Origin of the sequence: Caloramator sp. ALD01 (assembly GCF_000472625.1) — a bacterium.
GTDB classification, from domain to species: Bacteria; Bacillota; Clostridia; order Clostridiales; family Caloramatoraceae; genus Thermobrachium; species Thermobrachium proteoclasticum.
The window spans coordinates 89,501-103,180 of sequence record NZ_AXAA01000002.1 but is presented as its reverse complement, the minus strand read 5'-3'; the positions used below and the strand labels follow the sequence as shown (position 1 = coordinate 103,180).

The window sequence follows — 13,680 nt, the reverse complement described above, 5'->3', positions numbered from 1 at the left end:
ATTTTATGATATTAGTAAGTGCTTGTTTATTAGGTGTATGTTGTAAATACAATGGGGGTGATAATAAAAATCAAAAAGTAGTTGATTTAGTTAAAAAATATAATTTAATACCTGTTTGCCCAGAACAATTAGGAGGACTTAATACTCCAAGGAAGCCAGCAGAAATTACGGCGGAGGATGCAAAAAAGGTTTTAGATGGAATAGGGAAAGTAGTCAATGTTTGTGGGGAAGATGTAACACAAAACTTTGTAAAGGGTGCCTATGAAACTTTAAAATTAGCAAACCTCTATGATGTGAAAATTGCAATATTAAAATCAAAAAGTCCATCCTGTGGATGTGGATTTATATATGATGGAAGTTTTAGTGGCAAATTGAAAAGCGGAAATGGAATAACAACAGAGCTTTTAATTCAAAATGGAATAAAGGTTTATACCGAAGATGATATAGATTATAAAATAATAGAGAAAATTATGAAAATTGATTATTAAAAATTTTTTAAGAAAACTGTGTTGAAATAAATCATTCTTTTTAGTAAAATAAAAGAGTCGAAAAAAGTAAAAAAATATCGAATTACACAGGAAGGAAGGGTAGAATGCAAGCTTTAAAGGAACAAAACTATCAAGTACAGCAAAAAAGAGTTTAGGACTTATTGAAGCAATAGCAGTAGTAATAGGTGTTGTAATCGGTTCAGGTATTTTCTTTAAGCCAGCAAAGGTTTTTACTGATGCAGGAGCACCTGGACTTGGAATTCTTGCTTGGGTAGTAGGTGGAATTATTACAATGGCAGCAGGACTTACTGTTGCAGAAATAGCAGCAGCAATTCCAAAAACAGGTGGATTGTTTGCATATCTTAAGGAATTATATGGAGAAAAGTGGGCCTTTCTATTAGGATGGGTACAGACATTAGTATACATACCAGGTTCAATGGCTGCACTTGGTATAGTATTTGCAACACAAGCAACTGCCTTTGTTAATTTAACAGATTTTCAACAAAAAATATTAGCAGTTGGAGTTATAGGTTTTTTAATGATAGTGAATATGCTTTCAACTAAGTTTGGTGGAAAGCTTCAATCAGTAGCAACAGTAGCTAAGCTTCTTCCAATATTTGTTTTAGTGATATTTGGATTACTTAAAGGCCAAGCTCACAATTTTACTCCAATAGTGTCAGATGCAAGTACAACTGCTGGATTTGGAGCAGCAATACTTGGTACGCTTTGGGCATATGATGGCTGGATAAATGTTGGAAATATTGCTGGAGAAATAGAAAATCCAGGCAAGAACCTACCAAGAGCTATAATAGGTGGACTATTACTTGTTATGGTGGCATATATTACAGTAAATATTGCTTTAATAAACGTGCTTCCAGTTGAACAGATAATGGCTTCTAAAAAGGCTGCATCAGATGTTGCTAAGGTTCTATTTGGTGAAGGAGGAGCAGCATTTATATCAGCTGGAATATTGATATCTATATTTGGTGCTTTAAATGGATATATATTAACTGGTACAAGAGTTCCTTATGCGATGGCAAAGGAAAGACTTTTACCTTATCACGAAGTTTTATCAAAGGAAAATGAAAAGTACGGAACTCCTGTTAATGCTATGGTTTTAACATTTGTTATGACTACAATATATGTTGCAACAGGATCCTTTGATATATTAACAGAACTTGTTGTGTTTGTACTTTGGATATTCTTTACTATGGCTGTTGCAGGCGTATTTATTTTAAGAAAGAATTTCCCACATCTACACAGACCATATGAAGTGCCATTATTCCCAATAATTCCACTTATAGGTATTGCAGGTGGTGTGTTTATACTAATAAATACACTTCTTACAAACACAACATATGCACTTTATGGTGTGGTTGTAACATTAGTTGGACTTCCAGTTTACAAATATCTTAGAAAGAACTAATTAAGCTTAAAAGACTGCCATTTAGGAAAAACCTGAGGCAGTCTTTATTTTTTTATGGTATAATTATGCTAAATGGAAGGGGAGGTGTTATATTGCTTTCTGGAAAAAAAGTTTTTTTAAGGGCAGTTGAGCTTGAGGATTCGAGGATAATATCAGCTTGGCTTAACGACAGGGATACTAATATAAATTTAGATATAATTTACCCATTATCAAGACGTTATGCAGATTCTTATGTTTTATCTTCTGAGGAAGAAGCAAGTAAAAGAATTTTTGTTATTGATAATCAGGATAGAAAACCGATAGGGCTTTTTATAATAGATAAAATAAAATGGGAATATAGAAACTGTGAGATTGGTATAGTAATCTATGATAAAAATCAAAGGGGAAAGGGATTGGGTGAAGATGCATTAAGAACAGGACTTGATTTTATATTTAATGAGATGAATATGAATCTTGTGTATCTTCACGTTTTAAGTGACAATAAAGCAGCATTAAATTTATACAGAAAACTTGGTTTTGAGTTTGAGGGCGAGCTTAGAGATAGAATATATAAGAATGGAAAATATCATAATCTTATAGTTATGAGTAAAAAAAGAGAGGAGGATATAATATGAAAATAGGTTTTATAAGTGATATTCACGGTTATCCTAAAAGGTTTAAAAGGGCAATGGAACTTTTAAAGGATGCAGATGTTGTGCTATGTGCAGGTGATGTTTTATATCACGGGCCAAGAAATCCAATTTTAGAAGGGTATAATCCACAAGGGTTAATAGAGGAGATTAAAAATAACCAAAAAGAACTTATTATTGCAAGAGGGAATTGTGATGCAGAAGTAGATTTAATGGTTTTAGAGTATCCTGTTTTTACTCCAGTTGTATTTTATGAAAAGGATGGAGTAAGATTTATGGTAAATCACGGCCACGAATATAATGATGACGAGATAAAAATGATGATTGATAGATTTAAGATTGATGTTATGGTCTTAGGACATACGCATATAAGAAGATTTGAAAAGTATAAAGACTCTGTAATTATAAATCCTGGAAGCATATCTGTGCCAAAGGGAGATGGTATTCCTTCGTTTGCATATTATGAGGATGGTTACATAGTATTTGTTAATTTAAATAATGGTGAAATAATTGAAAAAAATAAAATATGAATGGGGGAGGAGTTATGGATTATAAAGAAGTATTAAAAAGGGCAAAGGAAAATCTAAATGGTAGCTGTAGAGTTTGTAGTGTTTGTAATGGTAGGGCCTGTGCTGGAGAAGTTCCTGGAATGGGTGGTACAGGTACAGGCAGTGCATTTTTAGCAAACTATGAGGCACTTGATAGAGTTAAAGTTAATATGAGGGTAATTCATAGTGCTAAGGATCCAGATACATCTATAGAACTATTTGGTAAGAAATTAAGAATTCCAGTTATGGCAGCACCGGTATCAGGTACAACTCTTAATATGGGAGGTAAATTTACAGAAAGAGAGTATATTTCCTGGGTAATAAAGGGATGTTTAAGTGGAGGAATTTATCCTATAGTTGGAGATACTGCCGTAGATGCCTTTTTACCAACAAATTTAGAGGAGCTCAAAAAGGTTGGAGGCCAAGGAATTGCAATAATAAAGCCTTGGGAGAACAAAAACATAATTTCAAAGATAAAAATGGCAGAAGATGCTGGTGTATTTGCAGTTGGAGTTGATATAGATGCAGCAGGTCTTATAACCTTAGCACTTTATGGGAAACCTGTAGGTCCTAAAACGGTTGAAGAGATTAGAGAGTTGGTTCAATCAACTAAATTACCATTTATATTAAAGGGAGTTATGACTGTTGAGGATGCAATGTTTGCTGTTGAAACTGGGGCAAGTGCTATTGTTGTATCAAATCACGGTGGAAGGGTATTAGACCATACTCCGGGAGTTGCAGAGGTATTGCCAGAGATTGCAAAGGTTGTAAAGGGCAAGATTACAATACTTGCAGATGGTGGAGTTAGGACAGGTGTTGATGTTCTAAAAATGTTAGCACTTGGTGCAGATGCTGTTTTGATTGGAAGGCCATTTGTAACTGCATCCTTTGGTGGAGGAGAAGAAGGAGTTAGGGCATATATAGACAAAATAGCAGGAGAATTGAAGTCTGCAATGATTTTAACAGGATGTAACAGCATTAGGGATATAGATGAGAGAGTTATAAGATATTAAGGAATATGGAATAAAGAATAATATAATTAATAAATATAGTGATAATTGGTATACAAAAAGCCCAATGAAGGTATTTGATAAGTCTTAGCTTTTTGATTTTGTAAAAGTCCTTAATTTTGTACAGGTGTGCCAAGTTAGTGACCTTTAAGAATGAGGGCATAGCAAGGGTAGGACTTTTTAAACAAAAGCTTAGATTAGTGAAATGAACGAACGATAACAAAACCTTCAAAGGGCTTTTTTTATTATAGCCAAATTAGGTTTGGTTATGATTAGAAGGTATAGTTTTCTACTTCTTATTTGGTTTGATAAGAGATAATTATAATTGCTTTTAGAGGAGCACAACTTTTGTTTTAATCTAATTTTAATTGATTGATAAAAAATTTTTTTTGCTTAAAGTGTGTCAAATAAACTTGGATAGATTTAATGTATTTCTGTACTTTTATAACCTAAAATAAAGTAAATAGGAGTTAAGTAATAATTATTATTGTCAGAAACTTAACAATATTATCTATTTTTTATTAATATAACAGATGGATTTGTGTAATATAACAGATTGCAAAAAGCGATAAAAATAATTGAAAAATAAGCAAAAAAGATATTGATACAGATAACAAAAAGGTATATAATAGACTTAAGAAAGATGTTCTACATAAGGAGGTAATGACTATGAGATTTAATGAATGGCAAGGTTTTGTTGAGGGTCGTTGGACTGAAGAGATAGATGTAAGAGATTTTATACAAAAGAACTATACACCATATGAAGGAGATGCATCATTTTTAGCACCTACTTCAGAAAAGACTACAAAGCTTTGGGAAGAAGCAAAGAAGCTTATAATAGAAGAAATAAAAAAGGGTGTAATAGATGTAGATACTGAAACTGTTTCAGAAGTAAATGCATATAAGCCTGGATATTTAGATAAAGAAAATGAAGTGATTGTTGGTTTTCAAACAGATGCTCCACTTAAGAGAATAGTTAATCCTTGGGGCGGAATAAGAATGGCTGTTCAAGCTGCAGAAGCTTATGGATATAAAGTTAACCAAGAAATAGTAGATATATTTACAAAATATAGAAAGACACACAATCAAGGTGTATTTGACGCCTACACAGATGAAATGAAGCTTGCAAGAAAATCAGGTGTTATAACAGGTCTTCCAGATGCATATGGTAGAGGAAGAATAATAGGTGACTACAGAAGACTTGCATTATATGGGGCAGACTATTTAATAGAAAAGAAACAACAAGATAAGAAAAAGCTTGTTGGGGCAATGACTGAAGAAGTAATTAGACTAAGAGAAGAGTTAACTGAACAAATTAAGGCACTTGAAGAATTAAAGAAGATGGCTGCTTCATATGGTTATGATGTTTCAAAACCAGCAAAGGATGCAAAGGAAGCAGTTCAATGGGTTTACTTTGCATACCTTGCAGCAATAAAACAACAAAATGGTGCTGCAATGTCCCTTGGAAGAGTAAGTACATTCCTTGATATATATATAGAAAGAGACTTAAGAAATGGCGTTATAACTGAAGTTGAAGCACAAGAACTTATAGACCAATTTGTTATGAAGCTAAGAATGGCAAGACACCTAAGAACACCTGAATATAATGAACTATTTGCTGGAGATCCAACTTGGATAACAGAAGCTATTGGTGGTATGGGTGTAGATGGAAGAACACTTGTAACAAAGAACAGCTTCAGATTCCTACACACACTTGTAAATCTTGGTCCTGCACCAGAACCAAATATGACAGTGCTTTGGTCAACTAAACTTCCAGAAAACTTTAAGAAGTTCTGTGCAGAAATGTCAATAAAGACAGACTCAATACAATATGAAAATGACGATGTTATGAGACCAATATTTGGTGATGACTATGCTATTGCTTGCTGCGTATCTGCTATGAAGGTTGGAAAGCAAATGCAATTCTTTGGAGCAAGAGCAAACCTTGCTAAGGCACTACTTTACTCAATAAATGGTGGTGTTGATGAAAAGCTTGGAATGCAAATAGGACCAAAGACAGATATTCCACAAGGTGAATACTTAGATTATGATGACGTAATGAGAAGATTTGATGAGACTATGGAATGGCTGGCAGGCCTTTACGTAAATACTATGAATGTAATACACTATATGCATGATAAGTATGCTTATGAATCACTACAAATGGCACTGCACGATACAGAAGTTGAAAGACTTATGGCCTTTGGTATAGCTGGTCTATCAGTTGCAGCAGACTCATTAAGTGCTATAAAATATGCAAAGGTTAAGCCAATAAGAGTAGATGGAATAGCAGTAGATTTTGAAGTTGAAGGTGAATATCCAAAATACGGAAATGATGATGATAGAGTAGACCAAATAGCAGTTGAGCTTGCAGAAAGATTTATAGAAAAGCTAAAGAAACATGCAACATACAGAAATGCAATACACACACTTTCAGTATTAACAATAACATCAAATGTTGTATATGGTAAGAAGACTGGTTCAACACCAGATGGAAGAAAGAAGGGTGAACCATTTGCTCCAGGTGCAAATCCAATGCACGGAAGAGATATCCAAGGTGCACTTGCATCACTTAACTCAGTTGCAAAGATACCATACACAAGCTGTATGGATGGGGTATCAAATACATTCTCAATACTTCCAGATGCACTTGGAAAGGATATGGAGGAGAGAGTAAATAATCTTGTTGCAATAATGGATGGATACTTTGCACAAAATGCACACCACCTAAATGTTAACGTGTTAAATAGAGAAACACTTATGGATGCTATGGAACATCCAGAAAAGTATCCAACACTTACAATAAGAGTTTCAGGATATGCAGTAAACTTTACAAGACTAACAAAGGAACAACAACTTGATGTTATAAAGAGAACATTCCATGAAAGAATATAAAGGGGAGTAGGAAATGCTAAAGGCAAGAGTTCATTCCATTGAAACAATGGGACTTGTTGATGGACCTGGAATAAGAGTTGTAGTTTTTATGCAGGGATGCAAACTAAGATGTGCCTATTGCCACAACCCTGATACTTGGGATAGAAATGGTGGATTTGAAATAACAGTTGATGAGCTTTTGCAGAAGGTCAAGAGGTATAAAATATATTTTAATCATTCGGGCGGCGGTGTTACACTTTCAGGCGGAGACCCCCTCCTCCAGCCTGAATTTGTAATAGAATTTTTTAGAAGATGTAAAGAGGAAGGAATACACACAACTCTTGATACATCAGGATATGGAATTGGTATGTATGATGAAATATTAAGATATACAGATTTAGTGCTTCTTGATATAAAGCATATTGAAGATGTTGAACATAAAAAGCTTACAGGTTATGATAGGCATGGGTTTTTAGAATTTTTAGATGCGGTTAAAAGAAACAACACAAAGCTTTGGGTAAGACACGTTGTTGTTCCAGGTATAACGGATAAAGAAGAACATATAATGGCTCTTGCTGATTATATTAACACCATCCCAAATGTTGAAAAGGTAGAGCTTCTGCCATATCATGTGCACGGAGTAAATAAATATGCTGAGCTGGGTATGAAGTATAGGCTTGAAGGTGTAGAGCCTCTATCTAAGGAGAGATTAGAGGAGCTGAAAAGTATAATGAATACTAAATTAAAGGATGTCCAAATAAAATAGGATATCCTTTTTAATTTAGGGACAGTTACTTATTTTTAGAACTTATTGATTTTTGTTCTTTGCTAATTGTTGATGTGGGGGTTCGATTAGGATGCCTGTCCTTTTTTAATAAATAGGGACGGTTACTTATTTTTTAATATACTCAAACGATAAGGGGTAAGAGACAACGTTAAAAAATTAATATTATATAGACTTGACTGTTTTTATCAATTATTGATTTAAAGGCACATAGTATATTTTAATTCTATTTAGTATAGTGATATCATAATATTCTTTGTCTTTACCAAATTTATAATTGATGTAAATTTGTTTGAGTTACATATTGTAAAAAATAAGTAACCGTCCCTAATTTTAATGTTTTACTGTACAATAAGTAAAATATAATTTAATATATATAAAAAATGCAGGAGTGATTTTATGGAAAGATATATTATTATTATCTTTAAATTATTGCTGTCCTTTATATTAGGAGGAACTGTTGGTTATGAAAGAGAATTTAAAAATAGACCAGCAGGACTTCGTACACATGTTTTAGTATGTCTTGGTGCTACTTTAGTACAGATAATTTCAATTGACTATTATAAATTAAATTCTATAGTTAATTATGATCCTATGAGGCTTGGAGCCCAAGTCATAAGTGGTATAGGTTTTTTAGGTGCAGGTACTATTTTAAAGGAGGGTGTAAACGTAAAGGGCTTAACTACTGCAGCAAGTATATGGGCTGTTGCTTGTATTGGTCTTGCTGTTGGTTCTGGTCTTTATTTTGAAGGTATAGTTACAACATTATTTATTTATTTTTGCTTAAGGTGGTTTAAGGGGATTGAGAAAAGAATCATTCAAGGTAAAAGATATATTGTTTTTAGTATGATTTTAAAGGATGAACCTGGTGTTATAGGAGAAATAGCAAGTATACTTGGCAAAAAGAAAATTAATATAACTAATATAGAGCTTCAAAAAATAGATGATTATTATGTTGAGGTGGAAATTTCAACAAACCTTATGTATATGCAAAATGCAGGTGAAATAATGGGTTTATTAGAAAGTGTTAAGGGTATTGAGACAATTAAGATGAAGGAGGAATAAACAAAATATTTTAAATATAAAAAATATTTGATAAAATAAGAATAGGTAAATTTATAGGGGGTGAATAACAATGATAAAAAATTTTGATGAATTGATTGAAATTGTAAAGCAACAGCCTAAGATGAAGCTTGCAGTTGCAGCAGCAGAAGATGAAGAGGTACTTTTAGCGGTGGATGAAGCTGCAAAACTTGGATTAATTGATGCAATTCTTGTAGGTAACAGAGAAAAGATATTAAAAATAGCAAATGAACTTAAAATTAATATTGACTCATACGAAGTTATACATACAGATAGTTTAACAGATGCAGCAAGGATTGCTGTATCACTTGTGGCGGATAATATTGCTGATTTTTTAATGAAGGGTTTAATTGGTACAGCAGACCTTCTAAAGGCAGTATTAGATAAGGAGAAGGGGCTAAGAGGTAGTGGGCTTTTGAGTCACGTTATGGTATATAGCGTTCCAACATATCATAAACTTCTTTTTTTAACTGATGGTGGTATGGTTACATATCCAGATCTTTATCAAAAGGTTCAAATAGTAAATAATGCTGTTAAGGTAGCAAAGGCATTTGGAATAAATCCAATTCATGTTGCTCCTCTTTGTGCTGTAGAAGTTGTAAATCCTGATATGCAGGCTACACTTGATGCAGCTGCCTTATCTAAAATGAATCAAAGAGGACAAATAAAAGATTGTGTTATTGATGGGCCATTGGCACTTGATAATGCAATATCAATAGAGGCAGCAAAACATAAGGGTATTGTAAGTCCGGTTGCTGGTCAGGCAGATGTATTGCTTGTTCCAAATATTGAGTCGGGAAACATAATAGGAAAGTCATTAACTTATTTTGCAAAGGCAAAATCTGCAGGGGTTATTATGGGGGGCAAAATGTCCAATAGTTTTAGTTTCAAGAGCAGATACACACGAAGTAAAACTAAACTCCATAGCACTTGGAAGTTTGGTTGCTAATAATAAATAACCTATATGGGGGGATGAGGATGAAAAAAATAATGTCAGGCAATGAGGCGATTGCCAGAGGAGCGTGGGAAGCCGGATGTACATTTGCTGCAGCATATCCAGGTACTCCAAGTACAGAAATATTAGAAAATATAGCCCAATATGAAGAGATTTATTCGGAGTGGTCTCCAAATGAGAAGGTTGCTGTAGAGGTAGCCTGTGGTGCATCAATTGCAGGTGCAAGGGCACTTTGTGCAATGAAGCACGTAGGATTAAATGTTGCTGCTGATCCACTTTTTACAATTGCATATGAAGGAGCAAATGGAGGTTTAGTTATAATTTCTGCAGATGATCCTGGTATGCACAGCTCACAAAATGAACAGGACAATAGATTATATGCACCACACGCAAAGGTTGCAATGATTGAACCTTCAGATAGCCAAGAATGCAAAGATTACATAAAATATGCATTTGAAATAAGTGAAAAGTATGATACTCCAATTTTATTTAGAATTACAACAAGAATTGCCCATAGTAAAGGTGTGGTTGAGCTTTCAGAAAGAGAAGAAGTTGGATTTAGAGATTATGAGAAAAATGTTAAGAAATATGTTATGATTCCAGGAAATGCAAGAATAAAACACGTTGAGGTTGAAGAAAGGTTAAAAAATCTAAAGGAATTATCAAACAATACTCCATTAAATAGAATAGAATGGGGGGATAAAAAAATAGGAATAGTAACAAGTGGAGTTTCTTATCAGTATGCAAAAGAAGTATTTGGTGATAATGCATCATATTTAAAGATAGGATTTAGTTATCCTCTACCAGATGAGTTGATAAGAAACTTTGCAGAAGAAGTTGAAAAGTTATATGTAATAGAAGAAAACGAGCCTTATCTTGAAAACTATATAAAGTCAATGGGAATTGACTGTGTAGGAAAAGAGATAATACCAATCTGTGGAGAACTTAATCCAGATATTATAAGAGAAGCATTTTATGGAAATCAGAAAAGAGAATTGTATAATTTAGATGTAAAAGTGCCATCAAGGCCACCTGTATTATGTCCAGGTTGCCCACATAGAGGAATTTTTTATGCGGTAAGTAAGTATAAAGATATTGTAGCAACAGGTGACATAGGCTGTTATACTTTAGGAATGATGCCACCACTTAATGTTACAGATACAGTTATTTGTATGGGAGCTGGAATATCGGCAGCAATAGGATTTGAAAAGGTATATAAAATGGCAAATAGAAGGGGAAAAATATTTGGATTTGTTGGAGATTCAACCTTCTTCCATTCAGGAATTACAGGGTTAATAGATGCAGTCTACAACCAAAGTCCAATAGTTGCTGTTATTTTAGATAATAGTATTACAGCTATGACAGGACATCAAGAAAATCCAGGAACAGGAAAGACAATAAAGGGTGAGATAACTCAGGTTATTGACATTTTAAGTATTGTAAAGGCTGTTGGTATTAAGGAAGAAAATATAAGAGTAGTCGACCCATATGATTTAAAGGCTACTGAAGAGGCAGTAAAGGATGCGTATAATTCAAGCGAGCCCTTTGTAATTATAACAAAGCAACCTTGTGCTTTAATTAAAGAAGTACAAAAAAAGAGATCAGGAAAATATTTGGTTATAAACCAGGAAAAATGCAAAAAGTGTAAGGTTTGTTTGAGAACAGGTTGTCCAGCTATTTCAATAAGGAACAACAACGTTGTTATAGATAAGAATATGTGTAATGCTTGTACAGTTTGTCAGCAGGTATGTAAATTCGATGCAATTGAAAAGGGGGGGAATTTCTAATGGTTAAAAGTATATTGTTCGTTGGTGTTGGTGGACAAGGAATTATATTGGCATCAAAAGTGCTTACTGAGGGACTATTAAAGTATGGATATGATGTCAAAATGTCCGAAGTTCACGGAATGGCACAACGAGGAGGAAGTGTTACAACTCAAGTAAGGTTTGGAGATAAGGTATATTCCCCCTTAATTGGTGAAGGTGAAGCTGATGTCGTTGTTTCCTTTGAAAAGGTTGAGGCTGTAAGATGGATTAATTATTTAAAAAAGGATGGTAAATTAATTGTAAATGATTATGAGATATACTCATTGCCTGTACTTATAGGTAAGGAGGAGTATCCAAACAATATTGAAGAAGAGCTTGAAAAATCGGGCATAGAATATAAATTATTTAATGCATCAAAGATTGCTGAGGATGTTGGCAATATAAAAACACAAAATATGGTTATATTAGGTGCATTAGTTAAATCGTTAGGACTTGAGGAGTTGGATTGGGATGGAGTCATAAAAGATGTTTTGCCTGAAAAGTTAGTAGAAATAAATACAAAGGCATTTAAAATAGGACTATCAATTTAGGGACGGTTACTTATTAATGCAATAACAATAACAATTCTATTTAAAAATTAATTATGCCAAAGTAGATATGGATATTAGCATATCTACTTTGGTCAGTTTAAATAAATTTGTGTTATTGTTATTTAAACTAAGCATTAGCAATAAAGTACATATTTTAAAATTCATTATATTTTTTATAATTAAATAGTAATAATGGTATAAAATCACCTCATTATTGGAAAAATAAGTATAAAAACATTTGGAGGTGATTTTTTTATGCCAAGAATGGCAAGAGAAAAATCATACGATTCAATATATCACATTATGGTAAAGAGTATTTCAGAAGTAAACCTTTTCAAGGATGATGAAGATAAAATTAATTACTTAAATTATATGAAAAAAGCTCAAGAACAATTTGAATTTATAGTGTATTCATATTGTTTAATGGACAATCATGCACATTTTATTATAGATGCAAATGGTGCTGATATATCAAAAATAATGCATTTTATAAACTACAAATATGCTATGTGCTTTAATAAAAGGCATAAAAGGCACGGACATTTATTTCAGGATAGATTTAAAAGCAAAATTGTAAAGAGCGAACGTTATCTTTTTGCATTAACAGCATATGTTCATTTTAATGCAACTGCAATTAAGGGGTATGAGGATCATCCTGAGGAATATTCTTTTTCTTCTTTAGCAATATATTTAGGATTAAAGAAAGACAATTTTGATTTAATTGATGACGTGTTTGTTTTATCAATGTTTGGGTTAAATGATGTTAGTGCACGTGTACAATATAGAGATTTTATTTTTAAAGTTAAAAAATTTATAGATATACAAAAAGAAGAATTTTCAAATGAACCTACTGAATACAGAAGTATGAGAAAAATTTTAGTTAGAGATTTTTCACCTGAAAAAATAATTTTGATTATTATGCAAAAGTTTAATATAAATAAGTATGCTCTTTTTAAATATAGAAGAGACGGTGTTGAAGCTAAGGCTCTTATTTGTTTTATATTAAGAAAACTATGTGATTTAAAGTGTGCTGATATATGTAAATTGCTTGGTAATATAGGTCAAGCAAGAGTTTCAAGATTGTGTAGTATAGGAGCAGAGTTGGTAAGAAATAAAAAATACGAATGTATCATAAATGAAATACTTCAACAGGCTTTATAAAGTAAATAAAAAATTATTCATTTGATGAAAAGGGAGTAATTTTTTGAAATATAAAAAATATATAAATTTTATTATGGTGGTAATAGACAAGCCCAAATAAAAACTTATATGTAGCAACTAATTATATATCTTTATATGTATAAATTTTTAAAATAATGTAGTATTAATAATGGATTGAGAGATAATTTTATGATTGAGAAAGACATAATATGTTGGACAAATAAATATTAAAATAAAATCAATATAAACAATAATTTAATTCTTTACTTTATAAAATGCTAAGCTGACTACACAAAAATTAATTTATGTATTATTAAGCTATAGAGATGGTCTATACTAATTGTTGCACAGTTTTAGCTTTTAGGG

11 protein-coding genes and 1 pseudogene are annotated in these 13,680 nt (G+C 32.6%); all 12 read left to right on the top strand.

Features of this window, described 5'->3' with window-relative positions:
* Positions 1 to 5 precede the first annotated feature (5 nt).
* The 12 genes and pseudogenes from A3M9_RS0101500 (at position 6) to A3M9_RS0101445 (ending at position 13,314) form a co-directional block, all read left to right on the top strand.
* Positions 6 to 488 carry a DUF523 domain-containing protein gene (locus A3M9_RS0101500; RefSeq protein WP_027307639.1) on the top strand — a complete coding sequence of 161 codons (483 nt, stop codon included), beginning with the start codon at positions 6 to 8 and terminating at the stop codon, positions 486 to 488.
* Positions 489 to 648: 160 nt separating this feature from the next.
* Positions 649 to 1,914, top strand: coding sequence for an APC family permease (locus A3M9_RS12940; protein WP_051350544.1), 1,266 nt, complete (start codon positions 649 to 651; stop codon positions 1,912 to 1,914).
* A gap of 92 nt (positions 1,915 to 2,006) precedes the next feature.
* Entirely contained in the window at positions 2,007 to 2,528 is a 522-nt protein-coding gene (locus A3M9_RS0101490; protein ID WP_027307638.1) for a GNAT family N-acetyltransferase, read from the top strand.
* Complete coding sequence (gene yfcE / locus A3M9_RS0101485) at positions 2,525 to 3,073, top strand: phosphodiesterase (RefSeq protein WP_027307637.1); 549 nt, start codon at positions 2,525 to 2,527, stop codon at positions 3,071 to 3,073. The genes A3M9_RS0101490 and yfcE overlap by 4 nt, the downstream gene beginning before the upstream one ends.
* A gap of 14 nt (positions 3,074 to 3,087) precedes the next feature.
* Positions 3,088 to 4,104, top strand: a complete 1,017-nt coding sequence (locus A3M9_RS0101480) for an alpha-hydroxy-acid oxidizing protein (RefSeq protein ID WP_027307636.1) — start codon at positions 3,088 to 3,090, stop codon at positions 4,102 to 4,104.
* A gap of 666 nt (positions 4,105 to 4,770) precedes the next feature.
* Positions 4,771 to 6,996, top strand: coding sequence for a formate C-acetyltransferase (gene pflB / locus A3M9_RS0101475; RefSeq protein ID WP_027307635.1), 2,226 nt, complete (start codon positions 4,771 to 4,773; stop codon positions 6,994 to 6,996).
* Between the two features lie 13 nt (positions 6,997 to 7,009).
* Entirely contained in the window at positions 7,010 to 7,741 is a 732-nt protein-coding gene (gene pflA, locus A3M9_RS0101470; RefSeq protein ID WP_027307634.1) for a pyruvate formate-lyase-activating protein, read from the top strand.
* Positions 7,742 to 8,158: 417 nt separating this feature from the next.
* Positions 8,159 to 8,824, top strand: coding sequence for an MgtC/SapB family protein (locus A3M9_RS0101465; RefSeq protein ID WP_027307633.1), 666 nt, complete (start codon positions 8,159 to 8,161; stop codon positions 8,822 to 8,824).
* 70 nt (positions 8,825 to 8,894) lie between these two features.
* Positions 8,895 to 9,801: pseudogene (locus A3M9_RS12935) on the top strand (phosphate butyryltransferase).
* Positions 9,802 to 9,820: 19 nt separating this feature from the next.
* The gene (iorA, locus tag A3M9_RS0101455; RefSeq protein ID WP_027307632.1) at positions 9,821 to 11,584 is read left to right on the top strand and encodes an indolepyruvate ferredoxin oxidoreductase subunit alpha; all 1,764 of its coding nucleotides are present in this window, start codon (positions 9,821 to 9,823) and stop codon (positions 11,582 to 11,584) included.
* Positions 11,584 to 12,153: an indolepyruvate oxidoreductase subunit beta gene (locus A3M9_RS0101450; protein WP_027307631.1), complete on the top strand. Its 570-nt coding sequence runs from the start codon at positions 11,584 to 11,586 to the stop codon at positions 12,151 to 12,153. Before iorA ends, A3M9_RS0101450 begins: the two co-directional genes overlap by 1 nt.
* Positions 12,154 to 12,408: 255 nt before the next feature.
* Positions 12,409 to 13,314 carry a transposase gene (locus A3M9_RS0101445; RefSeq protein ID WP_027307630.1) on the top strand — a complete coding sequence of 302 codons (906 nt, stop codon included), beginning with the start codon at positions 12,409 to 12,411 and terminating at the stop codon, positions 13,312 to 13,314.
* Positions 13,315 to 13,680: the final 366 nt, after the last annotated feature.

Excerpts from the sequence above, each read along its gene's own strand:
- A3M9_RS0101465 (WP_027307633.1), top strand. The coding sequence starts at position 8,159 with ATGGAAAGATATATTATTATTATCTTTAAATTATTGCTGTCCTTTATA.
- iorA (WP_027307632.1), top strand. The coding sequence starts at position 9,821 with ATGAAAAAAATAATGTCAGGCAATGAGGCGATTGCCAGAGGAGCGTGG.
- pflA (WP_027307634.1), top strand. The coding sequence starts at position 7,010 with ATGCTAAAGGCAAGAGTTCATTCCATTGAAACAATGGGACTTGTTGAT.
- yfcE (WP_027307637.1), top strand. The coding sequence starts at position 2,525 with ATGAAAATAGGTTTTATAAGTGATATTCACGGTTATCCTAAAAGGTTT.
- A3M9_RS0101500 (WP_027307639.1), top strand. The coding sequence starts at position 6 with ATGATATTAGTAAGTGCTTGTTTATTAGGTGTATGTTGTAAATACAAT.
- A3M9_RS0101445 (WP_027307630.1), top strand. The coding sequence starts at position 12,409 with ATGCCAAGAATGGCAAGAGAAAAATCATACGATTCAATATATCACATT.
- pflB (WP_027307635.1), top strand. The coding sequence starts at position 4,771 with ATGAGATTTAATGAATGGCAAGGTTTTGTTGAGGGTCGTTGGACTGAA.
- A3M9_RS0101480 (WP_027307636.1), top strand. The coding sequence starts at position 3,088 with ATGGATTATAAAGAAGTATTAAAAAGGGCAAAGGAAAATCTAAATGGT.
- A3M9_RS0101450 (WP_027307631.1), top strand. The coding sequence starts at position 11,584 with ATGGTTAAAAGTATATTGTTCGTTGGTGTTGGTGGACAAGGAATTATA.